Genomic DNA, 24,817 nt, shown 5'->3' with positions numbered 1-24,817 from the left:
ATCCAACTCCGAAAACAAGAGGAACTCCAAGAAGAATCGCGGGTCAAGATAAAAAGGGCGTTTTTAGGATTCCGGGAAAAACGGGATTCTAAAAATGTGGATATACAACCATCGGAAATCCGATCTAATAAAAAGAACGGCCTTTGATACGAACAATGATTTCTACAATTCGCAAAATTCCTTATCTCATATTTGTTTTTCCTTTTTTGCTCGTTGCCGATCCGGTTTTGGATAACGAGTTCTTGAGATCGGTTCAGGAAGGGGATCCGAAAAAGACGCAGATTCTGCTCCAGGCAGGAGCAACGGTAGATGCGACGGATTCTCGCGGAAAAACGGCGCTAATGATCGCCGATCACAGACCGGAAGTCGCCGAGGTTTTGATCCGCGCCGGGGCCAACGTTAACGCTCAGGATGAAGACGGGAGTTCCGTTCTCGCGGAAAGTCTTTCCGGACTTTTGGACGTGAAGGTTTTGGACATCGACGATCTCGCGGTTCCAAAACGTCTCATCGAATCCGGGGCGAAGATAGAATATTTATCCAAGGTCGATTCCTCGGGCAAAACGGTTCCCGTTTCCATTTTGAATCTTGCGATCCGACACGGAAATCTCGTGCTCGTTCAATTCTTAATCGAAAACCGCGCGGACGTAAATTTTGACAAAGGGAGTCCGGAAGAATTTCCGCTCTTCCTTGCGTGCGGCGCCGGAACTTCGGCTCAGAATTTTTCGATCGTCGAGGTTTTGTTAAAAAACAACGCGAAGCCGGATTATACGAGCCGTCTGCACGAAACGAATTCGGAAGGAAAGACGATTCAATTGGGGGCGGATAACGCGCTTCATTTTCTTTCGGAAGAACCTGATTTCGACGCAAGAATCGTCGATCTTCTCGTAAAGTCCGGGACAAATCTCAACCACAGAAACGCGGAAGGAATTTCTCCTCTTCTGCAGGCGATCCTGAAAAAGAGAGTCGGTCTCGCGCAAAAACTTTTGGAGCTCGGAGCCGACCCAAGTCTCGCCGACGTCCATGGGAGAACTTCTTTGGAAGAGGTTCGTAAGCAAAAATTGGAATCCTTGGAAGTCTTGATATTAAAGCGACTTGGAATCAAAGAGAATTCCGATCGGATCTCTCAATAAGATCGTTCCATCTCCGAAGATCCAAGTTTCTACCTTGGATAAAATCTGTTTTTAAAGAAGAATCGATTTCGAACGACGCTTCTCTTTCTCGCCTTAAACTTTCTTTTTTTACTCGGTATCGAAATTTCTTCTCACTTAAGGGGCGAAATTTTTATTTCGATACTACCTGAGTCGTTCTCGTCAAAATCATCCGAATCGATTTTCATTTCGTATTAGCATTTTGCGAAAACGTTAACTCATATTGTTCTTGGAAATAACGGCAATTCACGATATCTGCTCTTATACTCTTTAAAAAACCGAAAACGATGAGAATTTGAAACCGCCCTGGAAAGAACTTGCCCCATCCGAATGCAATTATCTATTTCTATAACTCCGCAACTTCGAATGAAGTGGAAAGAAAAGAACTTACGAGTTCGGAAAGAAGTAAGCGAGAACATTTGATTCAGAAATAACTTCATTGATCCCTTTTCATGATTCGACACTATGAAAATACATAGTTTTAATTCGATTCGGTCTTATGAAATTCTCGAAACAAAGTTTAAACTCGTTTTATCTCCATTTCGCTTAATCTTTTTGTATACGTCTTGCGCGAAGACCGCTCCATTTTGAACGAATGCCGTGTTATAGAATGACTTATAGTATACTCCTTCTCACCTAATAGCCGTAATACTATCCAAATAATTTACTGGTTGTTAGCATCTCAGGATCTGAAATTTTTGTCTATATAACAGACGTTAACTCCTTGAGTAGAGTTTGTATGAAGAAAATTGCATTCGTTTGAACGGCGAAAGAAATGGAATTGCACGGTATAAATGTCTCAAGAGGCAAATCGAAAAATAAAAAATAAATTTCTAGGACAGTTTTTTACTCCCGAAAAAGTAGCGGATTTCCTGGTGGATTGGGTTCTCGGCGCGGATCGCATCTCTTCGCCGGAAAATTCGAAACGTATACTGGACCCAGCGATCGGAAACGGAGTTTTCTTTTCTAGCCTTCTTGACAAACGACCTGATCTAAAAGCGGAATGGGTCGGCTTTGACCTCGATCTTCAATGTTTAGAATCCAGTAAAACTTCCTTAGAAGATAAAGTTTCGCGGCTCGGTTCGCTGAGATTCTTCGATCAGGATTTTCTTTTGCAGGCGCCGGATCAAAAATTCGACGTGATACTTTGTAATCCGCCGTATAAAAAGATAAGCGATAGGGATTATTCGAAGGAATTGAATAAACGTTTCGGCGGAGACTTGGAAAAAAAACTTCCGGGGACAGCTAATCTCTACGTGTTCTTTCTATTAAAATGTTTGAATATGCTTAGCGTCGGCGGACGCGCAGCCTTTCTAGTTCCGCAGGATTTTTTTAACTCCGGCTACGGAGTTTTCATCAAAACCGCCCTAAAAAGATCGGATCTTCTTCATTCCCTTTTCCTGCTATCTCCTCAAGACAGTCTTTTCGACGAAGCGGTAACAAGTTCTTGCATTCTTCTTCTGGAGAATTCGGGAAAAGAAAAAAAGTCGGGGTTTTATTGGGCGAGATTAAAGCCCGGATTTTTTACCGATAAGTCAAAGCTCGTCTCCGGCGCCGTAAAATCGATCGAGACCGAATGGATTCCGTTCCCGGATCCGGAAGCGAAGTGGAGTCCGATATTTCATAGTATGGAAAAGAGAACTCATCCGTTCGAGAGAAAAGGGCAAGTCGTAGGACATTCTTCCGATTTGCAGGTTCCTCTATTGGAATTCGGAAAGTTTACGAGAGGAATCGCCACCGGTGACAATGATTTTTTTCTTTTTACAAGGGCGATGGTCGAAGATTCCGGAATTCCGGAGAAATTTTTTAGAAGTTGTATTCCAAAATCACAATATGCGAGAAATAGAATATTCTTATATTCGGATTGGGAAGAGTTGAGTCGAAAAGGGGCGAAGGTCTGGCTTCTGGACGTTAGGAACGAATTGGATCCGGATGAATCGGCGGCGGTTAAAAAATATCTGGAAAGCGGTCTCACGAAAGGAGTGAACCGAAGATTTCTTCCTTCAAGGAGGAAAAATTGGTACAGTCAGGAGGCAAAGTCTTCCTGCCCTATCCTCGCATCCAGTTTTCATAGAAACGAAATTCGGATCGTCCGGAATTTCAGTAATGTCGTTCATTTGACTTGTTTTCACGGATTCACTCCCGCTCCCGGGATGGACGAATGGGTGGACGCGGTCTACGCGTATTTGATTTCTGCGGATTCGAAAAGGGATTTGGAATCGAGAAGAAGGGAATACGCGAGAGGACTCTGGAAAGCGGAGCCGGGAGATCTGAATTCTCTATGGGTCCCGGATTTTAGAAAGTTGGATCTGGTTTTGTTAAACGAACTGAAAACTCTCATATTAGATCTTAAAACTGCACGGTTTTCCGCCGATAAGGAAATAAAAATCCTCCAAAGAATCGATTCTATTTTCGGCGCGGAATCCGCCTAAGTTTCAAAAACCATTTCGCTTAACAATTCTGAGCGTATTCTGCGTTCAAAAAATCCTTTACTAAAAACGCCGATTTCGATCGTCTTTCACAGACGTCACTAACGTATGAGAATATTATGATACTCAATGTCTCTTTTTTACAATGCAGAGTTTCCGTTTTATGGATCGTTTTGTTTTTTAGCTCCTGTAAATTTTTAGGAGTCGGTTCGATACCGACGGAAGAATTAAAATCGAAATACGCCGATTTCGAATCCGAGTTTATCGAAATCGAAAACGTAAATCTTCACTACCGGGACGAAGGAAGCGGCCCGGCTGTCGTTCTTCTTCATGGAGTTTGTTCTTCTTTGCATACTTGGGACGATTGGACAAAAATTTTAAAGACTAAATATCGCGTCATTCGATTGGATCTTCCCGGACACGGTTTAACCGAAATCGGAGAAGAGGAATCCGTTTTGAAAACGGAAGGTATGATATCTCTTTTGGAAAAATTCAGGGAACGGCTTAAAATCGAAAAATTTCATATAGTCGGAAATTCTTTAGGAGGCCTTATCGCCTGGAGATACGCGTTGGATCATCCGAATCGAGTCGACAGGTTGATTCTTCTCAACTCAGTCGGCTACCCGCAGCCGTTGCCTGAGTTAGTCGCCGTTGGGAGTCATCCGATTGTACAACCTCTGATGAAAATCTCCACGCCTCGTTTTGTGGTGAGCAGGGGAGTTAGGCAGGCTTACGGAGATCCGAGCAAACTCAAACAAGAAGTGGAAGAAAGATACGTCGAACTTTCCATGAAAAAGGGAAATCGATCTTCGATCGTGAAAATTTTCAAAGAGCAGAGGGATGGTTTTCAGGACGAGGCAATGGGAAAAAGAATTTCCGAAATTAAAAAACCGACTCTGGTGATGTGGGGAACCGAGGATCATTGGTTGAGTTACGAATACTTCCCGAATTGGAAACGGGATCTCCCCGATGCGAAGTTCATCGTCTACGATGGAGTGGGCCACATACCGATGGAAGAAATTCCGGAACGTTCGGCTAAAGATTTGGATCTGTTCCTTTCCGCAAAGGATTCAATGGCATTTCGAAAGCGAAAGAAATGATTTTGGCTTGATCGATCGCGGATTAAAATCGAACTTATTCGAAAGGTTCTTTCATGTTACAATCATCGACTCTTGACTTCTTGAAAAAATTAGCGAAGAATAACAACAAACCCTGGTTGGAAAAAAACAAGCCGCTCTTTATCGAAGCGAAGAACGATTTTGAAAAACTAATCACCGAGCTCGTGATCGGCCTTGCCAAAGTCAATCCATCGCTTGCGGGTGTGGATCCTAAAAAATGTATTTTTAGAATTTATAGGGACGTTCGATTTTCTAAGAACAAAGAGCCTTACAAAACAAATTTCGGCGCCAGCATCGGCGCTTCCGGTAAGGATTTGGGACGTCCTCTTTTTTATATTCATATCCAGCCGGACAATCAATCCTTTATCGCGGGCGGGCTTTATATGCCCGAACCCAAAATTTTAAGGAAGGTTAGAGAATCTATTTTAGAAAATCCTAATGTGCTTAAGAAAGTGATTCAGGACAAAAAAATCCAAAAAGAATTCGGAAGTCTTTCCGATATGAAATTGAAAACCGCGCCTCGGGGGTTTTCGAAAGACCATCCCGATTTTGAATGGATTCAATACACGAGTTATATCGTGGAAAAAAACGTCGGCGATTCGGACGTCCTTTCAAAAAATTTCATTGAGAATACAATCGAGTCTTATAAGATTATTCAGCCGTTTTTGAAATATTTAAACGGTCTCGTTCCCTAAACACCGACGCGTTTGGGAAATGTTTGCCTGCGTTTTTAGAAGGCGGATAAGTAAAGCAGTTTTATCGTTTCAAATTTATTAAGCGAAGTCCTGTCCGAAGCGTATCTTACCGAGTTTCGCGACAGGAAGTTTTCCACGTTAACAGATGTGTCGCGTCCTCGCGTATCGCCGCTCTGCACTCTTCTTGCGTATTGAATTCTCCTAAAAATATGTTTCCCCTTACGGAGTGCAGCCAAAGGATCCAAGCGCTTAGGAGTGTCAGACTTGTTTTCATTTCTAAAATCCTCTCAAAATCGCCGACTTTTGGGACGATTTCGAAATTTAATTCTTTATATGCCGATAAGGCCGATTAAAATGTAGAAATATTTTATTTCCAATGTAAAGTAAAGATTGTCCGTCCGGATACTGTTTGTTTCTTTTTTTTGGCGGAACATTCCCGTTTGGTTTGTTTTGTGGGCTTAGGCGGTCTTTTGGGGAGAATCTCTTTAGTCTAATCGGGAGTTTCAAAAAAATGCGAGGTCTACGAAAGGTTAAGCGGAATATCCTAAACGGTTTCGTACGTCCGCCCTTTGAAGTTTGTATCCAGTCCTTCGTTCTAATAATAGTATAAACCGGTTTGAACTATGGATTCTCCTGGGTCGGTTAATTCAGTTTTTTTAATATTCTAGTTTTCAATTCCTTTCCTAGGAATTTTCTCATAACGATATCGGTTATAAAATTTCTTTGATTTGATCCTCCGTTTTCAATCCGTCGGCTATCGTAAAAGGATGTGATCGGTTTTTTTTCATAGGTCGGAGATGAGCCGTTTCGGATCACGGTATTCCTTATTCAAGTCTCGTTGCGGTATGAATTCCGGATGCTAAGGCCTTAGCATCCGCGATGAAATCGGGTATATCGCGATATTGAGGTCGCGCGTTATTTTTTTTCTCTTCTCGGATCTTTTACCTTTCATTATTTACCGAACTTACAAAAAGAGCGGATTTTCGAATCGGAAATTCTTTTTTCTAATTTGTTAAGCGACCGTGATGGGGGGTGCGAGGGAACGTACTCGTTAGATCATTTCTTAGAGTCGAAAAGTTGTTCCCTGCATCGAATTCAGGTCTGATCTTCCGCCAAAACGATCAAAGAATCCTCCGGTTTGATTGAAAACTGAGTGTCCTTTGGCGGAATCAGATGTACTCCGTATCCTTTTTCTTCGTCCTTTTCTTCGGAAGCGATCCTGATTCCAAAACAAGTTTCCCCTCTTTTGAGGGCCGCGTTTACGCAATCTGCGAAAGAAACGACTTGCGAAGAATTTTCAAAATACAAGGACACCGGTTTGAGATAGATTTCGCTTCCTTCCGGACTAAAAAGATTTTCGTAAACGCGCATAACGTCCGGTTCTTGGGAAACTTGAGCCATCATTTTCGAAACGAATTGATTCGAAATCAAGAAGTCTTTGACGCCTGTTTCTAAAACGATTTCCGTATTTTCGGAATTCATAATCTCCGTAATCAACTGTGTTCTCGGTTGGTTTCCGGTCTTGAACGCGTATCTTTTGAAATACTGGCGGAAACGGAGAAGAAGGGAAATCGTCTGCGCGTCCACTTCCTCTATGTTTTCCTTTTCCTCGGCCAAGAATATTACGGAATCGTAAGATTCAGGAGCGAGTCTTTTCATCACGGATTCCTGGGAAAGGTCGGCTTGAAAGGAGCGTAACGTGATTTTAGGATATTTTTTCTTTAGCCTAACCACGGAAGCCTTGAAGTCGTCGTCTATCTGTTTCACCAAAAGATCGATCGTAGAGCCGGGGGCCACGAACTTGGCGTATTCTTCTACGATGAGAGGACTTTTTGAGTTCCATCCGACGATCAGTTGTTTGTCGATCGGGTTGGAGCGTTTCTTTTTCGGAGTTTGAAAATCCCTTGGATTCGCGACCGCGTTGTCCGCGTATCTTATCTTAGAATCGTCTTCGGCCAAAAGAACTGCGTCCTCGTCTTCTCCGGGAGTGTAATTTGCGGGAGGATTTAAGACGATCTCTCCTTCCTCCTTTCGAAAACCCAAAGGAACAGATTCGTTAAACCGAAATGAAATTTCCTGGAACGACAATCCGTTCCAACCGGCTTTCGGTTTGTAAAAATAGATTTCGTCTCCCTCAAATCCCACCAAGTTCGAATAGACTACCGCAAGTCCGGAGGTCCTTGAAGTCTGTACGAGAAGTTTCGCGAGTATGTTTCTTTCGTCCATCACTTGAATCGAAGAAGAAAGTTCTTGAGCGATCTGACGGTTTTCTTCTCCGTAGAGTTCCGCGACGATAGGAGGAAGTTCTTTGTCCTGTCCTAATGCTACTAAGGCCATCAACGATTTTAGAACTTTTGCGTCTCCGATGGATCGTCCTTCTTTGGATTCTTCGTCGCCTGACGCGTTGAGGACGAGTACGGATTTTGCTTCTCCCGCGTTTACTTTTCTCAGAGAATGCAAACTGGACGGAGTTCCGGATCGTGTGATTACTTTCGTGGTTTTACGATCGGTCAGGTTCTCGGCTAGATAGTCGTCCATCGCTTCTTTGTCTTCTTCCGCAAGGATCACGACGACGGCTCTGGATTCGGATGAGTTCGCCTCGATCAATTCTTTGATGATCTCGACCACTCGGACTCCGAAACCGAGGATGATCGTATGATCGGATTCTAATACGTCGCTTTTTCCCTTTCTTAGATCCTGGATCTTCTGGTCAAATTGATTCGTGATAAACGCGACTAAACTCGAAAATAAAACGAGTCCCAAAAAAACCGTGAGAATTCCGGATAATTTATTGAACCAGTTGGATTCTCCGTCCTCCGCGACCGCGCCCGCGTCCGAGATCTGCAAGAATACCCTCCAAAGAAATTCTCCTTTTCCTTGAATCGATTCGTCCGGAAAAACCAAGCCGCCTAACACGCGCAATATGGATAACGTCAGGAATGCGATTAAGAATAAAGTGATCAAGGCCGCAAATACCGCGCCTCCGCCTTTGGACATAAAGTTGTCGAAATGATAACGAAGTTTATCTGAGAATGTATGTTTTGATTTCATGCGGGTGAATGGAAATCCAACCCTCGATTTTATCAAATGGAAAATAATTTCTTTTCGGAAAAATCCGAATTTCTTTCTTAGATCGCGGAAAGAAAAAGAAGGACCGAAAGAAAAAGACAGAGGGGAGAATAGTATTTTGTATCGTATTCCGCGAAGGAAGTTCCCTTTACGCTTTTGAAAAACCCGACCAATCTAAATTCTCCCATCGCGCGCAGGAAAAAAATTGCGGAAAGAAAGTAACTTCCGTATTGAAACGTTGATTTTGAAATTCCGAAGGGATTTTCGATCGTCGATCCGATCGGCGCCAAAGAGGAGACGAGGAGAAGAATTCCGACCGTCGCGGTCGCAAATTTTCCCGGCTGAAAAGCCGATTTTCCGTTAACCGTCGGAATCACTTTGTTCCCGACCGTTTGACCGCTCGACAACCAATAGAAATGGATTCCGGATAAAAAAAGAAGAATCAAACCCGCGGTCCAAGAAAGAATCGGTTGTAGAGAAGTCATCGCGTTAGTCCTTTCTTCTACTGAAGAAAGAAGTCTCCGATCGGCGAATCCGGATTCTGATTGTGATAGAGTTTTACGAGAAGCCGCGCCAATTCCTTTTTCTCATCCTCCGTAAATCCCTTGTAGAGATTGTTTACCAAAGCCCTCGAAATTCCTAAGAGCACCGGGCGAACGGAATAGGCTTTCGGTGTCAGCTCCAGATGTATGATTCTTTGATCGTCCGGATCCTTCGTTCTTTCCACAAATCCTAAGGATTCCAACTTGTCCACAAGGGCGGTTAACGTGGATTTATCCCGATTGATCATCTTGGCTATCTCTTGCATCTGCGCCCGCTTTTTCTTTACGAGAGCGAACAGGATATCCGCGTGGGTCGTTGTAAGCGCACCTAAACCTTTTTCTTTTAACTCAAAGTTTAAGTGCCTGTGAAATTCGTCTCGAATTCTCGAGACCATATAGATGATCAGCCTAGGACTCATATTTTACCTAATTTTAGAAATTTTTTTCCATCAGGCAAATTGATACAGATAGATTACCTCTCCGACCGCGGCCGCTTTTGCTGAACCTTCGGTTTCAAAAGTCATCTTCAGAGTCATTCTCGCCGTACCTCTTAGGTCTTTCAGCTCGATCAACTCCGCTCTGATTCTCAACTTGCTTCCTACTTTTACGGGTTCTAAAAACCGAAGTTTTTCCATTCCGTAATTGATCCCCATCTTAATATTCTTTAATTCTAATATTTGAGACAAGAGGTAGGGTGCCATGGAAAGAGTAAGATATCCGTGCGCGATCGTAGTGCCAAAAGGAGATTCCTTCGCCGCTCTCGCGGGATCCGTATGTATCCACTGATGATCCAGGGTCGCGTCCGCGAACAGATTGACCTGTTCCTGGGTGATCGTGTGATAATCGGAAACCCCGATTTCTTTTCCGGTGTAGGCTTCTAATTCAGCAAAACTGGATAATACTACTTTAGCCATGTTGTTCTCCTTTACTCCGTTTTTTGTTTTAATCTATTTGTCAGTTGTTCGAAAATTTCGGATTCTAAATTGGAAAGATCGATGCCGTCCTGAAGACCCAAGGCCTTTCCGGAATACATCGCTTTCCAGACGATTTCTCCGTTCTCCACGTCCATCGCTTTTACGGTGACTTCCAAGATCGAGTTTCCGGACGCGGTTCCGTAATCGGTAAAGTCCGTAAAGACCGCGACGTCGCCTTTGAGAAGTTTGGCGATCTTGATTCCCTTTTCCTCGCTGAAAGCCGATTCGTTTTCTAACGTCGAACGAAACTGTCTTTCCGCGTTATATCTTTCCTGCACTTTGCCGCCGTAATTTAGAATCGCGAGTTCTAACTTTTCAAAACTCCTGGATTCTACGAATTTTCTCTGATCTGCATTCTGATCTTTTAAGAGCCAACCCGATCGAATCTGAATCGGAAAGACGATGTGTTTCGTTTTTTTTTCGGGAGTAAAACCCCGTCGAACAAACACCGTTCCGAAGATGGAATTTTTGGAAGTAGAACATTCGGTAAAGAGAAGAAAGAGTAGAATGAGGGCGATGGGAAAATGATAATAAGAAAGAAGAATGTTCTCTTTCCGGGAAACGGGATCTGCGTTGAATGCGGAGGACAATTCGTTTTCCTTTGTCGGGACCTTTCCTAGGAGAAGTCAGTGCTTTGATTTGTCCATCTGTTTTTTGTCAAACTAATTGAGGCTCTTCTTTCGAAAGAAAGTTTGAGTGAGTGAAAGTTCCCATTGATTTGAGTAGTATAACACTCGTCTTTTCAGGTTATAATTTCTTAATTCTTGCGCTTCGTTTTTTCGATTGGATGAATCGAATTTGCACAAATATTACAGTGCAGATTTGGATTCTTCTCTCCGCTTGGATGGATCCTTTTGATTCTCTGTTTCAATTGGAAACTTCGGATTTCCGAAGAGTTTTAGGAAACGGTAGGATTACGCTTTCTCATCTCGGTTTTGGTTTGTGTTCTTCCGGGGCTTTGTCGGGAATCGCTCGCTTCGGTTCCGCTATTCGTCCGATTTTGCAACTTTGTCGAAAACCGATCGCAAAACTCAACCTCGCTTTACGGGTTTGCGTTTTCAGTTCGCTCGTCTCAACTTTGCCGAGAGTCAACGTTTTCGCTTCGAGGCTTTTGGCGATCTCGCTTTCTACGGGTCGTTCGTCGGGGCGCTCGATATACTAAATTGATTGACAGGCTATATGCGAAACGGAGTCTAATAGGAGCTATGGATAGCGCTCCCGAGCACCTTGGCCCTTTATTAATTCAATTCTTACTCGGAGTTGGTTTCTCGGCTCTGATTCTTACCCTTGCCATACTCATCGGCCCCAAAAAAAAGTCGAAGCCTCAAGACACTTTCGAGTGCGGTGTGCAGTACTACGGGGATGCGAGAGGACTTTTTAACATTAAGTTTTATCTCGTCGCGGTTCTTTTTATTTTGTTCGACATCGAGGCCGTTTTTCTTTTTCCTTACGCAGTCAATCTGATCGGATTTAAGAACGCGGGAATCGGTTTTTTTCTCGTCTTCGAGATGTTTGTGTTTGTTCTTACCTTGGTCGTGGGTTTATACTATATCTGGAAGAAAGGAGCGCTGGAATGGGATTGAGTGATATGAGCAAAGCTCCGGGCCAAGCTCTGGGCGACATGATTCAACTCGGCAACGTCGAGTCCGTGATTCAATGGGGAAGAAGTTATTCCCTTTGGCCGTATCCTTTCGCGACCGCGTGTTGCGGAATCGAATATATGAGTACTTCCTGTTCCGATTACGATATCGCCCGTTTCGGCGCGGAACGTCCTTCGTTTTCTCCGCGTCAGGCGGACATGATTCTCGTACTCGGAACGATCACCTACAAGATGGCGCCCGTGCTTCGTCAGATCTACGATCAGATGGCGGAACCGAAGTTCGTCATCAGCGTGGGAGCTTGCGCTTCCTCGGGCGGAATGTTCAATACGTACGGAGTTCTGCAAGGCGTGGATCGGATACTTCCCGTCGACGTTTATGTTCCCGGTTGTCCTCCTCGTCCGGAAGCGATCTTGGACGCACTCGTAAAATTACAGCAGAAACTGAAAACTCAGGGGCTGGAAGAAAGGCGTCAGGAAGTGATGCATAAAATCCAGGAATTGAACGAAAGAAATAAACCCCTGGTCGTACGATGAAAGAAGCAGTAGAAAGTTTCCTCAAAGAAAAATTTCCCCAGTTTTTGGACAAACAAGAATCCGTTGTTTCCAATCTTCCCGTTTTTTTTCTAAAACCGGAAGGTCTGGTTCCCGTGCTGACGGCTCTCAAAAACAATCCAACACTATATTATAATTTTCTAAACGATCTCACCGCGATCGATTGGCTCGGAAAAAAAGAACCCCGTTTCGAAGTTTGTTATCTTCTCCGTTCCGCGAACAAGGCCGCGAGCAGAATTCAAATCAAGGTTCGAGTGGAAGAAGGGGAATCCGTTCCGAGTATCGTCTCCGTTTTCAAAGGCGCCAACTGGCCGGAAAGGGAAGTTTTCGATCTTTTCGGAATTCAGTTCGCCAATCATCCGAGTCTGGATCGAATTTTGATGCCGGATAACTTTCAAGGCCACCCTCTGCGGAAGGATTTTCCGTTGGAAGGATTCGGTCAGGATTACCTCATAGAAGATCTTCTGCAGATGCATATCTCCGAAGACATCGCGGAAGAAGGAGGAAAGTAAAATGATGTACGAAAAAACGGCGCAACATTTCGGACAGAAGTTTGCCAACCTTCCCGAAGGTCATCTTCTCGTAAACTTAGGACCTTCTCATCCGGCGACTCACGGAATTCTTCAAAACGTGATTCAACTCGACGGAGAACGAATCGTAGAAGCCGAATCCGTAATCGGTTACGTTCACCGCTGTTTTGAAAAATTAGGAGAACGTTATACTTACAATCAGTTCCTGGTCTGCACGGATCGGATGAACTACGTTTCCACGCCGTTGAACAATATCGGTTGGATTCTCGCCGTGGAAAAGATGATGCAGATCGAGGTCCCCGATCGTGCGACCTACGTGCGAATGATCATCTCGGAACTTTCGAGAATCATGGATCATATCATCTGTTCCGGAATTTTGGGAGTGGATTTGGGAGCGTTCTCCGGACTTCTTCACCTCTTTCATCATCGCGAGAACATCTATCAAGTCATCGAAAAACTCACTGGCGCGAGACTTACCACCACGTTCTGTAGAATCGGCGGACTCGAACGAGACATTTATCCCGACTTCGTAAAAGAAGTGAAGATGGTCTGCGCCGGACTCAAACCGGCGATCGAAGAATTCAACAGTCTTCTTTTAAAGAACAAAATCTTTCTCGGACGCACGGACGGGATAGGCGGCATTTCCGCGGAGGACGCGATTGCCTATGGATATTCCGGACCGAATCTTCGGGCGACGGGAGTGGATTGGGACGTTCGTAAAGACGAACCGTATATGTTGTATGATAAAGTCGATTTCGACATTCCAGTAGGCGAGGACGGTTCCGTTCTTCACAGGACCTTGGTTCGTATGGAAGAGATGCGTCAGTCGATTCGGATCATCGAACAACTTGTGGACGGAATTCCCGAAGGAAGCTGGCACGCGAATCTTCCGCACGCCTATCTTCCGGAAAAGAACAAGGTCTACAACAACATGGAAGAATTGATCTATCACTTCAAGATCATCATGCACGGAGTTAAGGTCCCTCCGGGAGAATATTATATGGCGACCGAGGCGGCCAACGGAGAACTCGGTTACTACATCGTTTCCGAAGGCGAAAAATCTCCTTGGAGAGTTCACGTTAGACGCCCTTGCTTTTGGTATTATCAATCTTATGCGGATCTCGTGCGCGGCGGTTTGCTCGCGGATTCGGTCGCCACGATGAGTTCTTTGAACGTGATCGCCGGGGAGTTGGACTGCTGATGAGTTACAAGTTCAGTGAGGAATCCGAAAAAAGATTCCAGAAGATGCTGGAAGTATTTCCGGAAAAACGTTCTCTGATTCTTCCTTGTTTGTACATTCTACAAAGAGAGAACGGTTTTGTGGATCAGGACGGGATGAATTACATCGCACAACGCCTCGGAGATCCGATTTCGCTCGCGCAAGTCTACGGAGTCGCGACGTTTTATACGCTCTACAATAAAAAACCGGTCGGAAAGTATCATATCCAGATCTGCGGGACTTCGAGCTGTTATCTGCAGGGGAATGAAGGAATCGAAAAACATCTCTGCGAACGTTTGGGAATTCATCTCGGACAAACGACCCCGGACGGAAAGTTTACATTGGAAGAAGTGGAATGTCTCGGCGCCTGCGGTTATTCTCCGATGGTGCAAATCAACGACGATTTTTACGAACAGCTTACGCCTGAAAAGGTGGATCAGATTCTCAAAAGTCTGGACTGACAAAGGAAACCCTTATGGCAGAAATGAAAATTCTCACGAAATACATCGACAATCGTCAGTCCGCAGAACTCGAGTTTTACGAATCCGTTCACGGTTACGACGGTTTGAAAAAAGCCCTGAAGATGAAACCGGACGATATCATCGCCGAGGTGAAAAAATCGGGTCTCAGAGGAAGGGGAGGCGCGGGATTTCCGACCGGCCTCAAATGGTCCTTTATTCCGAAAGACATTCCAAAACCGAAATATATCATCTGCAACGCGGACGAAGGCGAACCCGGTACATTCAAAGATCGTAAACTGATCGAGAATCTTCCACATCAGATCATCGAAGGGATGATCATCGGAGCGAGGGCGATCAACTCAAACAAAGGATTCTTTTACATTCGAGGAGAATTTCAGAAGGGCGCCAAAACCATGCAGAAGGCGATCGACGAAGCCTATGCAAAAGGTTATCTCGGTAAGAATATTCTGGGTTCGGGTTTCGACTTTGATCTCGTCCTCTACGAAGGAGCCGGCGCTTATATCTGCGGAGAAGAAACCGCGCTCATCAATTCCCTAGAAGGAAGGAGAGGTCATCCAAGATTGAAACCTCCGTTCCCCGCAGTCTCCGGCCTGTATCGTTCTCCGACGGTGGTGAATAACGTGGAAACTTTTTCCGCGATTCCTCATATCATGGACAAGGGCGCCGATTGGTATTCTAAGATCGGGACCGAAAAATCTCCGGGAACGAGACTCTTCAGCGTTTCGGGTCACGTAAAAAGACCGGGCGTTTACGAAATCGAATTAGGAACTCCTTTATTAGAACTTGTGAATGATCTTTGCGGAGGAATCGTCGACGACAAACCTCTGAAGGCGATCATTCCCGGAGGCTCTTCCGTTCCGATTTTAACCGCCGAAGAATGTAAAACGGCGAACATGGATTTCGAATCCATGGCCGCCCACAAAACCATGCTCGGTTCCGGCGCGGTCATCGTACTCGCGGAAGGGACGGACATCGTGGAAACCACGTATCGATTCGCCAGATTCTACGCTCACGAATCCTGCGGTCAGTGCACTCCTTGTCGCGAAGGAACGCATTGGGTTCGGGACATTCTTTCCAAAATCAGAGACGGAGAAGGAACTACTCAGGATATCGATCTGATTCTTTCCTTGTCCCGCAACATGGAAGGCGGAACTACGATTTGCCCTCTTTCGGACGCTTGTGTGGGCGCGGTTCGTCCGGCGCTTCAGAAATTTCGTTCCGAGTTCGACGCAAGGTTGAAAGTGAAACCGGAACCGGTGACGGAACTCCGTAGAAGGAAGGAGGACAAGGCTCTTCTATGAATTGGAATGAAATTCTATTTTGGCTTTTAAAGAGCGGTCTTTTCTTTTTTATCCTGATCACGGCCTGCGCTTATTACACTCTTGCGGAAAGAAGGGTCGCGGGTTTTATCCAGGACCGGAAAGGTCCCAATCGCGCGGGAATTTTCGGACTTCTGCAGCCTCTTGCGGACGGAATTAAGTTTCTCACAAAAGAAGAAGTGTTTCCTCTGAACGTCAATCGTGTGATGTATCTCATCGCTCCCGCGATTTCGATGACCTGCGCGATCATGGCTTGGTCGGTAGTACCTTTGGGAGGTCAGATCCCGCTTCCTGAATTTTTACAAAACGCGACCGGTCTTCAGTTTTTGGATCTTCAGGTCGCGAATCCGGATACGGGAATTCTCTTTTTGTTTGCGATCTCTTCTCTCGCGGTTTATGGAATCATCATCGCGGGTTGGGCGAGTAACAACAAATATTCGTTGTTAGGCGGAATTCGCGCGACGGCTCAGATGATCAGTTACGAACTGCCTCTTTCTCTGAGCGTGGCATCCGTCGTGATCATCACCGGTTCCTTAAAACTTACCGATATCAGTTCCTCTCAGGCGGGTCTCTGGAATATCTTCAAACTTCCGGGATTCATCGCGTTCTTTCTTTTTGTAGTGGCGATGTTCGCGGAAACAAACCGACTTCCTTTCGATTTGGCCGAAGCGGAATCCGAGCTCGTCGTAGGTTTTCACACGGAATACGGAGCGTTTAAGTTCGCTTTATTTTTCATCGCGGAATATATGAACATGATCACGATGAGTTGTGTGGTGACGTTGCTCTTCTTCGGAGGATATCAGGTTCCGTTCGGCATTTTGAACGGCCACGTTTTACAACCTCTTTTCGGACTCTTTTTCTTTTTGGGCAAGGTTCTCTTTTTTACGTTTTTGTTTCTCTGGGTGAGATGGACGCTTCCTCGTTTTCGTTACGATCAACTCATGTCTCTCGGTTGGAAAAAACTGATCCCGTGGGCGATCTTGAACATCGTCATCGCAAGCATCTATATACAATTTTAAGAATATAAGAATATGCCACTAACAGATCAACCTCAACTGCTTCTATTCTTTCTATTCGCGACGGTGATGGTCCTCAGTTCTCTGGGTGTGATCTTTCATCCGAACGCGATTACGGCCGCCGTTTTGCTCGTTTTGAGTTTTTTTTCATTAGCCGCCATCTACGCCGTGATGAACGCGATCTTTATCGCGACGATGCAGCTTCTCGTTTACGCCGGAGCGATCATGGTTTTGGTGGTTTTCGTTTTGATGCTTCTTTCGCTCCGGGACGAAAATTCCCAGTTTTTCATCTTTGAAAAACCCGTGAAAAAACTATTGTATCTTTCCCTCGTCGCTTTTTTGGGAATTCTTTTGATCACCGCCGTTCACGACGGAATTCCTTCCAAAACTTCGGAAAGAATCGGCTATCGCTCCAACAGCAATGTTGAATATTCTTTCGAAATTCCGAAAGGCGGAAATACGGCGAACGGAACCGGATCGACTTCTTCCGGAAACACCGCCGTGGTGGGAAGCGCGATGTTTCTGCGATATCTGCTTCCTTTTGAATTGATTTCCATTCTTCTCCTCGCGGCCGTATTAGGCGCAGTCGTACTGGGGAAAAAGAATTTAGCCAACAAGGAATTGGAAGGGGATAAGTTATGAACCTCTGGATTTCCGGAATTCCCGTGGAATACTTTCTAACTCTGGCGATGATCATCTTTACGATCGGAGTCGCGGGTGTGATGGTAAGAAGAAGCGCGGTTCTTATTTTTATGTCCGTGGAATTGATTTTAAATTCGGTGAATCTCGTTTTTGTGACTTTTTCGAAAGCGCTTCACCAAGTGGACGGAGAAGTTGTGGTCTTTTTCGTGATGGCGATCGCAGCAGCCGAAGCCGCGATCGGACTTGCGATCGTGATCGCGATTCACAGGCTCAAAAAGACGAGCTACGTTGACGAAATGAATCTGATGAAATGGTAATAAGAATGGAAATCTCCAACCTCGTCCCTGCGTTAGTCGCGCTTCCTTTGATCGGATTTTTGATCTCGGGACTTTTCGGCAAATGGCTGAAAGGTTTTACCGGGATTTTATCCACTTCAGTGGTCTTTTTATCTTTTATTCTGGCTCTAATTTCTTTTTATCTGTTTCACCCGATGGAGCGGTCCGTCCCCGAAATCGTAACCCTGTTTCCTTGGTTTGAAGCGGGGGGATTGAAAGTTTCCCTCGCGTATCAGGTGGATCAGCTTTCCTTATACATGATTCTGATCATCACCGGTATCGGATCCTTGATCCATCTCTACAGCATCGGTTATATGAAAGAGGATCCGGGATTTACCCGTTATTTCGCGTATTTGAATCTTTTTATATTCGCGATGTTGAATCTAGTACTCGCAGAAAATTTAATTCTTCTTTTTCTGGGATGGGAAGGAGTCGGACTTTGTTCCTATCTACTCATCGGGTTCGACTATCACAAGGATTCCGCGGCGAACGCCGGAATGAAAGCCTTTATCACAAACCGGATCGGCGACTTGGGAATGCTCCTCGGAATTGCGCTCGTGTTCTGGTTCACGGGTTCTCTTTCTTTTACCGAAATCGCTGAGGCGATACCGGAAGTTCCTTCGTTTCGTTATATTCTTCCGATCGCCGCCGTTTGTTTTTTTATCGGAGCGATTGGAAAATCGGCGCAGATTCCTCTGCACGTTTGGCTGCCGGACGCGATGGCTGGACCGACTCCTGTGTCCGCTCTGATTCACGCGGCTACGATGGTGACTGCTGGAATTTTTTTGATCGCAAGACTCAATCCGATTTTTCTGTCCGCTCCGCAGGTGGGACAATGGATCGTGATCGTCGGATCGGTGACCGCTTTTTTAGCCGCAACCGTCGGCCTTTTTCAGAACGATATCAAGAAAGTATTGGCGTATTCCACCGTATCACAGTTAGGTTATATGTTCGTCGCGATGGGAGCGGGCGCTTACGTCGCGGGGCTCTTTCATCTGATGACGCACGCGTTTTTCAAAGCCCTTTTGTTTTTGGGTTCCGGCTCGGTCATACACGCGCTTCATCACGAACAGGATCTCCGCAATATGGGCGGACTCAAAAATCAGATGAAGATCACCTGGATCACGTTTCTTGTAGGATCTTTGGCGATTTCCGGAATCCCGCCTTTTAGCGGATTCTTTTCAAAAGATCTAATATTAGAAAAGAGTTATGCTTACGGAACGCTCTTTTACGGTCTCGGAATCGTCACGGCGCTTTTAACCGCGTTTTACATGTTCAGAATGACTTACTTGGCTTTTTATGGAGAATCCCGCGTCTCCTCACACAAGGCTTCCCATCTCCACGAATCTCCCCTTGTGATGACGATTCCTCTCGTGATTTTGTCCATCGGCGCTGCGATCGCCGGATTTTTGGAAGTTCCTCATTTTCTTTTCGGGGGCGTGGATTTGTTGACCAGATATTTCGCTCCGATCTTTCTCCGAGGAACCGAAATTTCTCAGATGATCGTCAAACAAGGTTTAGACGTTCACGAGACAAACACTTCCGTAGAGTTGATTCTCGTCGCGGTTTCGGTCGCGGTCGCGTTGTCTGGAATTTTTATCGCGAGGACGATTTTTCTCGCGGGTAAAAACGTCCCCGCGGAAGAGGAATCTCTTACCGGTTTTAAAAGAATTCTTTCTAAAAAATATTTCGTGGATGAACTCTATCGCGACTTTATCGTGGATCCGATTCTTCTACTTGGCAAATTTTTAGCGAATTACGTGGAAAGAAATTTCCTCGATTTGATGTTGCGCGGAACGGGAAGGTTTGCGGTTGCGATCTCTTTGGTTTTGAGAAGGGTTCAAACCGGAATCGTGGTAGACTACGCGATCTTGATCGTTTTTGGAACGGTCGCCATTCTTTCCTTTTTTCTACTGAGGGGGCTATAACTTGGATTTCCCGCCGTTTATACTGAGTGTCTTTTTGTTTTTGCCTCTGATCGGGGTTCCGTTTTTATTTTTTTCCAATAAGGTCTATTGGCTGAGATTGATTTCCGGAACGTTTACTCTCGTCCCTTTTTTGATTCTCGTCGGTTTGTATTTTAAATACGATCCCGACAACGCCTCTTTGCAATTTGTGGATCGGATCCGAGATATCGTGGTTTCCGGAAACTTAAGAGTGGACTATCATATCGGTCTCGACGGCTTCAGTCTTCTGCTCTGCGGAATGTCCTCTTTGTTGTTCTTTCTTTCCACACTCGCTACTTGGTCGAGCATCACAACTCGGATCCGGGAATTTTACGTTTATCTTATGATCGTGGAAATGAGCGTCCACGGAGTATTTCTCTCCGGCAATCTCGTTCAATTCTATATTTTCTGGGAAGCGATGGTTTCACCGATGGTCTTGATGGTGGGAATCTGGGGAGAGGACCAAAGGGTGAAAGCAGCGATCAAATATCTGATCTTTTCCTTTACCGGATCGGTTTTGATGCTTGCAGGAATTCTAATATTGTATTTTAAGACGGGAACGATCGTGATCGAAGATCTTTCCACCGGGCTTTTGCCTGAGATTCCGAAAAACGTCCGTCTTTTTATGTTTTTCGCTTTTGTGCTCGCGTTTGCGATCAAGGTTCCCTTGTTTCCGGTTCATACTTGGATGCCGGACGTTCACTCGCAGGCGCCTACGGTCGGTTCGGTGGACCTTTCCGGAATTCTATTGAAGATCGGACTTTACGGCTTTATCCGTTTGGCGATTCCGCTTTTTCCGGAAGAAATGCTCGAATACAGAGAACTTTTAGGGGGACTCGCGATTGCGGGAATTCTCTACGGGGCGATCGTAGCGATGGCGCAGGAGAATTCCAAACGGGTCGTCGCGTTTTCATCCCTTTCTCACATGAGTTTTTGTATGCTCGGAATCCTGAGTTTTACGGAAGAAGGAATGGCCGGCGGGATGCTGCAGATGATCAACCACGGGTTTACCGCGGGGATGCTCTTTTTTATGTTGGGAATGCTTCACGAAAGAATCGGAAACAACGATATCGCAAAAGCGGGCGGCTTGTCGAAACTTCTTCCCGTGTTTTCCGTATTTTTGGCGATCGGAATTTTTTCCTCTCTCGGAGTTCCCGGAACCAACAGCTTTATCGGAGAATTTTTGATCATCCTCGGAAGCATCAAGGCCAACGTCGTCTACGGCGCGTTAGCCGCAACAGGAGTTGTTTTCGCCGCTGGATATCTTTTGCTTTTTGCAAAGAGAATGATCTTCGGCGAACCCACGAAAAATCTAACCGAACACCACGACCTCAATCTGAAGGAGTGGGCGATTCTCATTCCGACCGTGATTATGATTTTCTGGATCGGAATCTATCCGAAACCTTTTTTGAGAGTGCTGGAACCTTCCGTGAAAGTCGCGTTAAATTCCGCTTCCGCGAAAGTGATACAGGATCGTTCTCTAAAGGAAAAAGATTTAAACGATAAACCCTTTGAAAGAAAATACACTTCTTATAAGGCATTGGGGTCCGATCCCGCCCGATACGAGGAGCGTCTGAAAGGTTATCAGAGTAAGTTCGCTCTTCCGGAATCGATCCGAAAGGGCAAGGAAACATCTCCCGAAGGAGACGAGGAGGCGGTTCAATGAATCTGATTCCAAATGTCCTCGATTTATTTTCGATTCTTCCCGCGTTGATTTTGGCGGCAGGCGGGGTATTTTTAATTTGTCTCGGCGTCTTGTTTAAGACAAAAGAATTTCTGATCGTAAGATATGTCTCGGGTTTGATTCTTCTTATAGCTCTCGCGAGCGTGTTCTATATTTCGTTTCGTTTTCCGGGAAACGGAACCTATTTCGGCGGCCAGATCGAGAACTCGATTATTACGTTCTGGTTGAATCTGATCTACTTATCTATGGCGATCGGAACCGCCGCGGTCGTCCCAAGAATATTAAAGAATCATAAAGTAGAATTTCCCGAATTCTATCCGTTGCTGCTTTTTGCGACTTGTGGAATGATGCTGATGACCGGCGGACAGGATTTTATTCTCGTCTTCGTAGCGCTCGAGTTGATGAGCATCTGTCTTTATATTCTGATCGGAATGGCGAGAAGCGATCTTTTTTCCCTGGAAGCGACCCTCAAATATTTCCTTTTGGGAAGTTTTTCATCCGGCTTTATGCTGATGGGAATCGCTTTTCTTTTTGGAGGAAGCGGCTCGACGAATATCACGGTCGCTTTGAAACCGTTGATCGTCGCCGGATATCAGGGGAACTTTGCAAAGATCGGTCTTGTTCTCTTCTTGACAGGAGTCGCTTTTAAGATCGCACTTTTTCCTTATCACGCATGGACTCCGGACGCCTATGAGGGAGCGCTTACGCCGGTGACCGGTTATATGGCGACCGCGTCCAAGTCCGCGTCTATCGGTCTGCTTTTGATTCTTTATACCAAACTTCCGATGGCCTTGGAAGAAACAACCTGGGCATGGTTACCCGGAATTCTTGCGTTATGCTCCATGGTTTACGGAAATCTGCTCGCATTAAAACAGGAAAATTTAAAACGAATGCTCGCGTATTCGTCGATCGCTCACGCCGGTTACGTCGTTGCCGGAATTTCCGCAGGAGTCCACGAAGAGGCGTTGTTCTACTTAATTGTTTATTCTTTCGTTAGCTTGGGGGCCTTTGCGGTGCTTGCTTATTTGGAAGAAGGAACGAGACAGGTTACGTTCTTTTCGGTTCAGTCTTTGTCCGGAGTGAAACCTTTTACCGCGATCGCGATTAACATTTTCTTTATGTCCTTGGCGGGAGTTCCGCCGTTCGGAGGGTTTTGGGCAAAACTCTTTTTGTTTCAGAAGCTGGCTGAGTCGGACACGCTTATGAATCGGATTTTACTCATCGGGGGAGTCACAAATTCCGCGTTAGCGCTCTATTACTATCTCCGAATCGGGATAGCGACATTTATGAGCAGCGACGAAGGAGAAGTGACCAGAAATCATTCGGCGCCGTTCAGCCTCGGAGTCACGTCCGTCGTAGTCGTTTGCTTTTTTATGGTGGCTTTGGGTTGGTTTCTACTTGTTCCGGGGAATCTTCTCGCCGTCGGCGCGCTCCAGTATCTTAGCGGTTTCTGACGTTATCTGTCGTTTCCGTTCCGGACATAGGCTCGGAATGGAAACAATACATTCAAAAATTCTAAAATACTTTTTTGAACCGAAATCAAATGAACTTTCTGATCGTATTCGTGATGATGTTTTTTTCGAATGCGGAAAGGAATCTTTACGCGACCCCGGATAGCGATTTTATTCCGGTCGCGGGTTACGAGAACAATCAGGACGCGATGAGGTTGAGAAAGTTTGCGAAAAATTCCAGAAGGGTGGGAGTTCGTATCGTTCTCAAGGGTTACGCGAAATCCGAGGAATCGTCCCAAAAGAACGCAATTCTGGAGACGTTTCGCGAGAATTCCTATTTTATCCTGAACGACCTTTCAGAACGAAAGAAAAGACGAAACCGGGACGGAGGACATCGGCTCGGCTCTAATCAGTCTTTGCAAGAGAATCTTCTGATGACGTTGTCCTTGGATAAATCCCGGCCGGAGAATGGACTGACGATGAAGGCGATCCGGATGGAGTGGTTGAATCGAAAGACAAAGGAGCGGATTTATTTTCAAACCGATTTTTTGTTCGAGAATGGGAGCGCGAAAGATATTCAAAAAATGTTATATATTTGGAAATCTAAAATTCTTCCGAAATTGGACGTTTTTTTTATCGCCGATGTCCGTTGTGTTTCCTACTACCCGAAGATGACCCGATTTCTGGAAATCGGCTGCGGAAATTTGACTCAGAAGGAACAAGATCCGGACTTTGCCGCGGAATATTGGGAGAAGGCGGAACAAATCTCCGCCAACGACTACGACCGTGAATCCATCCAAAACAATTTAGCATATTATTATATTTCAATAGGCGATTTTAAAAAAGCGGAAGAATGTTTTCGAAACGCTGACGCTTTGGACGTTTCCGAAAGTTATCGAAGTCATCGTTATCAATTGGAGGACATCCGAGCGTTTCGGGAAAAATACGGTTACTACGAGGAAGAAGATTCCCGCTGACCGTTTTTAGAAATCTAAAAAGAATCGGCCATACGGCTCCGTTCGACCAAGATTTCAAGAAGGTCGGAAAGAATCGTAATTTAAAATTTGATCCTTCGAAAGTTCTTGAAGCGGATTTTGTTTATAGTAAGATCAGAACATGAAAGTCGGACGATTGTTTTTGCTGATTCTTCTTGGCTTCTCCTTTTTTTGCAGACCGAGCTCTTCTCCGAACAAGTTCTCCGACTCGGATCCAAAGGAAACATTTCGCAATTATTGGGAGTCAGGTAAAGCCGAGATCGACAGTTACGAACTCAGTCAGGTTCGTTACGGCGAAAATCACGTTGGAAAGGCGATACTTATCTTTGTCACGGAAGATTTTTCCAAGACTAAGCAGGTAAAGTTGGATCGACCGGAAGAAAACGAAAAAGACCGAGCCAAGATTTTAAAACTCAATTTTGTTAAGAACTTTGTGACCGGAATCTACGCGTATTCCATGACCCTTTCCGTTTTTACGCCGATCGATACGCAAATCTATCCTCGAAGTTTTAAAGAATCCATGTCTTCTCAAGAATGGTGCGGAAACGTATTCACGCAAATCAATCTGGATCGGGATCGATTTCGGGTGGAATCTTATTCTTACTTCGAACAGGAAGGGGATCGTAAATTCTTCCTAAAAAAAGAATGGCTCGAGGACGAGCTCTGGACTCGGTTTCGATTGGACCCGGATCAAATTCCTCTCGGAGAATTGATTTTGATTCCCGGCCTTTTTCACGTTAGGCTCAATCACAAAGAATTAAAACCTCAGAGTGCGAGGATATCGAAACAAAAACAGGACGACTCCACGGTGTTTACGATTCAATATCTTAATGAGGAAAGGACTTTGAAGGTTAGGATCCAATCCGATTTTCCACGTAAAATTCTTGCTTGGGAAGAGACGTTTCGAGACTTTAACGGACATCTTATGACTACGTCCGCAACTCTGCAATCGACCGTTCTCGGCGACTATTGGAATCAAAACGGAAACGAATTTAGAAAATTACGAAAAGAACTCGAACTTCCGGAAAACTTTTCTTTTTAGGCCGATGTTCCGCCTCGTTTAGATAAACG

General features: G+C 45.2%; 25 protein-coding genes. 19 read left to right on the top strand and 6 right to left on the bottom strand.

From position 1 onward, the window contains the following. Positions 1–155: 155 nt before the first annotated feature. The 4 genes from CH376_RS00220 (at position 156) to CH376_RS00205 (ending at position 5,390) form a co-directional block, all read left to right on the top strand. A complete protein-coding gene (locus CH376_RS00220; RefSeq protein ID WP_100785842.1) occupies positions 156–1,130 on the top strand; it encodes an ankyrin repeat domain-containing protein in 975 nt (324 codons plus the stop codon). An 812-nt stretch (positions 1,131–1,942) separates the two neighbouring features. Beyond that, positions 1,943–3,580, top strand: a complete 1,638-nt coding sequence (locus CH376_RS00215; RefSeq protein WP_100785779.1) for an N-6 DNA methylase — start codon at positions 1,943–1,945, stop codon at positions 3,578–3,580. Between the two features lie 116 nt (positions 3,581–3,696). Further along, entirely contained in the window at positions 3,697–4,677 is a 981-nt protein-coding gene (locus CH376_RS00210) for an alpha/beta fold hydrolase (protein WP_100785780.1), read from the top strand. Between the two features lie 53 nt (positions 4,678–4,730). Beyond that, the gene (locus CH376_RS00205) at positions 4,731–5,390 is read left to right on the top strand and encodes a DUF2461 domain-containing protein (RefSeq protein WP_100785781.1); all 660 of its coding nucleotides are present in this window, start codon (positions 4,731–4,733) and stop codon (positions 5,388–5,390) included. 106 nt (positions 5,391–5,496) lie between these two features. Here the strand turns inward: CH376_RS00205 and CH376_RS24130 are convergent, their stop codons facing one another. The 6 genes from CH376_RS24130 to CH376_RS00180 all read right to left on the bottom strand — a co-directional run bounded on the left by CH376_RS24130 (position 5,497) and on the right by CH376_RS00180 (position 10,565). After that, positions 5,497–5,664, bottom strand: a complete 168-nt coding sequence (locus CH376_RS24130; RefSeq protein ID WP_165781755.1) for a hypothetical protein — start codon at positions 5,662–5,664, stop codon at positions 5,497–5,499. Positions 5,665–6,485: 821 nt separating this feature from the next. Then, the gene (locus CH376_RS00200; protein WP_207767180.1) at positions 6,486–8,441 is read right to left on the bottom strand and encodes a CASTOR/POLLUX-related putative ion channel; all 1,956 of its coding nucleotides are present in this window, start codon (positions 8,439–8,441) and stop codon (positions 6,486–6,488) included. Positions 8,442–8,518: 77 nt separating this feature from the next. After that, entirely contained in the window at positions 8,519–8,944 is a 426-nt protein-coding gene (locus CH376_RS00195) for a DUF3995 domain-containing protein (protein ID WP_100785782.1), read from the bottom strand. A gap of 17 nt (positions 8,945–8,961) precedes the next feature. Then, on the bottom strand, positions 8,962–9,420 hold the full coding sequence (locus CH376_RS00190) for a MarR family winged helix-turn-helix transcriptional regulator (protein WP_100785783.1): 459 nt from the start codon (positions 9,418–9,420) through the stop codon (positions 8,962–8,964). A gap of 30 nt (positions 9,421–9,450) precedes the next feature. Beyond that, on the bottom strand, positions 9,451–9,915 hold the full coding sequence (locus tag CH376_RS00185) for a MaoC family dehydratase (RefSeq protein ID WP_100785784.1): 465 nt from the start codon (positions 9,913–9,915) through the stop codon (positions 9,451–9,453). 11 nt (positions 9,916–9,926) lie between these two features. Beyond that, entirely contained in the window at positions 9,927–10,565 is a 639-nt protein-coding gene (locus CH376_RS00180) for a hypothetical protein (protein WP_100785785.1), read from the bottom strand. 110 nt (positions 10,566–10,675) lie between these two features. Here CH376_RS00180 and CH376_RS00175 point away from each other — a divergent pair, with 110 nt between their 5' ends. From CH376_RS00175 to CH376_RS00105, 15 genes are all read left to right on the top strand, one after another. Next, complete coding sequence (locus CH376_RS00175) at positions 10,676–11,137, top strand: hypothetical protein (RefSeq protein ID WP_100785786.1); 462 nt, start codon at positions 10,676–10,678, stop codon at positions 11,135–11,137. A 43-nt stretch (positions 11,138–11,180) separates the two neighbouring features. Next, positions 11,181–11,558, top strand: a complete 378-nt coding sequence (locus CH376_RS00170; protein ID WP_100785787.1) for an NADH-quinone oxidoreductase subunit A — start codon at positions 11,181–11,183, stop codon at positions 11,556–11,558. Continuing rightward, on the top strand, positions 11,549–12,109 hold the full coding sequence (locus tag CH376_RS00165; protein WP_100785788.1) for an NADH-quinone oxidoreductase subunit B: 561 nt from the start codon (positions 11,549–11,551) through the stop codon (positions 12,107–12,109). Before CH376_RS00170 ends, CH376_RS00165 begins: the two co-directional genes overlap by 10 nt. After that, entirely contained in the window at positions 12,106–12,639 is a 534-nt protein-coding gene (locus CH376_RS00160) for an NADH-quinone oxidoreductase subunit C (protein ID WP_100785789.1), read from the top strand. The genes CH376_RS00165 and CH376_RS00160 overlap by 4 nt, the downstream gene beginning before the upstream one ends. A 1-nt stretch (position 12,640) precedes the next feature. Next, positions 12,641–13,858 carry an NADH-quinone oxidoreductase subunit D gene (locus CH376_RS00155; protein WP_100785790.1) on the top strand — a complete coding sequence of 406 codons (1,218 nt, stop codon included), beginning with the start codon at positions 12,641–12,643 and terminating at the stop codon, positions 13,856–13,858. Beyond that, the gene (gene nuoE / locus CH376_RS00150) at positions 13,858–14,337 is read left to right on the top strand and encodes an NADH-quinone oxidoreductase subunit NuoE (RefSeq protein WP_100785791.1); all 480 of its coding nucleotides are present in this window, start codon (positions 13,858–13,860) and stop codon (positions 14,335–14,337) included. Before CH376_RS00155 ends, nuoE begins: the two co-directional genes overlap by 1 nt. 14 nt (positions 14,338–14,351) lie before the next feature. Further along, positions 14,352–15,659 (top strand): NADH-quinone oxidoreductase subunit NuoF, encoded by a 1,308-nt coding sequence (gene nuoF / locus CH376_RS00145; protein ID WP_100785792.1) that lies wholly within the window; start codon positions 14,352–14,354, stop codon positions 15,657–15,659. Then, complete coding sequence (gene nuoH, locus CH376_RS00140; protein WP_100785793.1) at positions 15,656–16,696, top strand: NADH-quinone oxidoreductase subunit NuoH; 1,041 nt, start codon at positions 15,656–15,658, stop codon at positions 16,694–16,696. The genes nuoF and nuoH overlap by 4 nt, the downstream gene beginning before the upstream one ends. Before the next feature lie 12 nt (positions 16,697–16,708). Continuing rightward, complete coding sequence (locus CH376_RS00135) at positions 16,709–17,335, top strand: NADH-quinone oxidoreductase subunit J family protein (RefSeq protein ID WP_100785794.1); 627 nt, start codon at positions 16,709–16,711, stop codon at positions 17,333–17,335. Further along, a complete protein-coding gene (gene nuoK / locus CH376_RS00130; RefSeq protein WP_069608100.1) occupies positions 17,332–17,652 on the top strand; it encodes an NADH-quinone oxidoreductase subunit NuoK in 321 nt (106 codons plus the stop codon). Before CH376_RS00135 ends, nuoK begins: the two co-directional genes overlap by 4 nt. A 5-nt stretch (positions 17,653–17,657) precedes the next feature. Further along, positions 17,658–19,598 carry an NADH-quinone oxidoreductase subunit L gene (nuoL, locus tag CH376_RS00125; RefSeq protein WP_100785844.1) on the top strand — a complete coding sequence of 647 codons (1,941 nt, stop codon included), beginning with the start codon at positions 17,658–17,660 and terminating at the stop codon, positions 19,596–19,598. Between the two features lies 1 nt (position 19,599). Further along, positions 19,600–21,282 (top strand): NADH-quinone oxidoreductase subunit M, encoded by a 1,683-nt coding sequence (locus CH376_RS00120; RefSeq protein WP_100785795.1) that lies wholly within the window; start codon positions 19,600–19,602, stop codon positions 21,280–21,282. After that, positions 21,279–22,754, top strand: coding sequence for an NADH-quinone oxidoreductase subunit N (locus CH376_RS00115; protein ID WP_100785796.1), 1,476 nt, complete (start codon positions 21,279–21,281; stop codon positions 22,752–22,754). The genes CH376_RS00120 and CH376_RS00115 overlap by 4 nt, the downstream gene beginning before the upstream one ends. Positions 22,755–22,843: 89 nt before the next feature. Then, positions 22,844–23,728 (top strand): hypothetical protein, encoded by an 885-nt coding sequence (locus CH376_RS00110; protein ID WP_100785797.1) that lies wholly within the window; start codon positions 22,844–22,846, stop codon positions 23,726–23,728. A 139-nt stretch (positions 23,729–23,867) separates the two neighbouring features. Beyond that, positions 23,868–24,788, top strand: a complete 921-nt coding sequence (locus tag CH376_RS00105; protein WP_100785798.1) for a hypothetical protein — start codon at positions 23,868–23,870, stop codon at positions 24,786–24,788. The last annotated feature ends 29 nt before the right edge of the window (positions 24,789–24,817 follow it).

This window comes from Leptospira adleri (genome assembly GCF_002811985.1).
GTDB classification, from domain to species: Bacteria; Spirochaetota; Leptospiria; order Leptospirales; family Leptospiraceae; genus Leptospira; species Leptospira adleri.
Note: the sequence above shows the minus strand (reverse complement) of the source record. Positions and strands in the feature narration are given on the sequence as shown.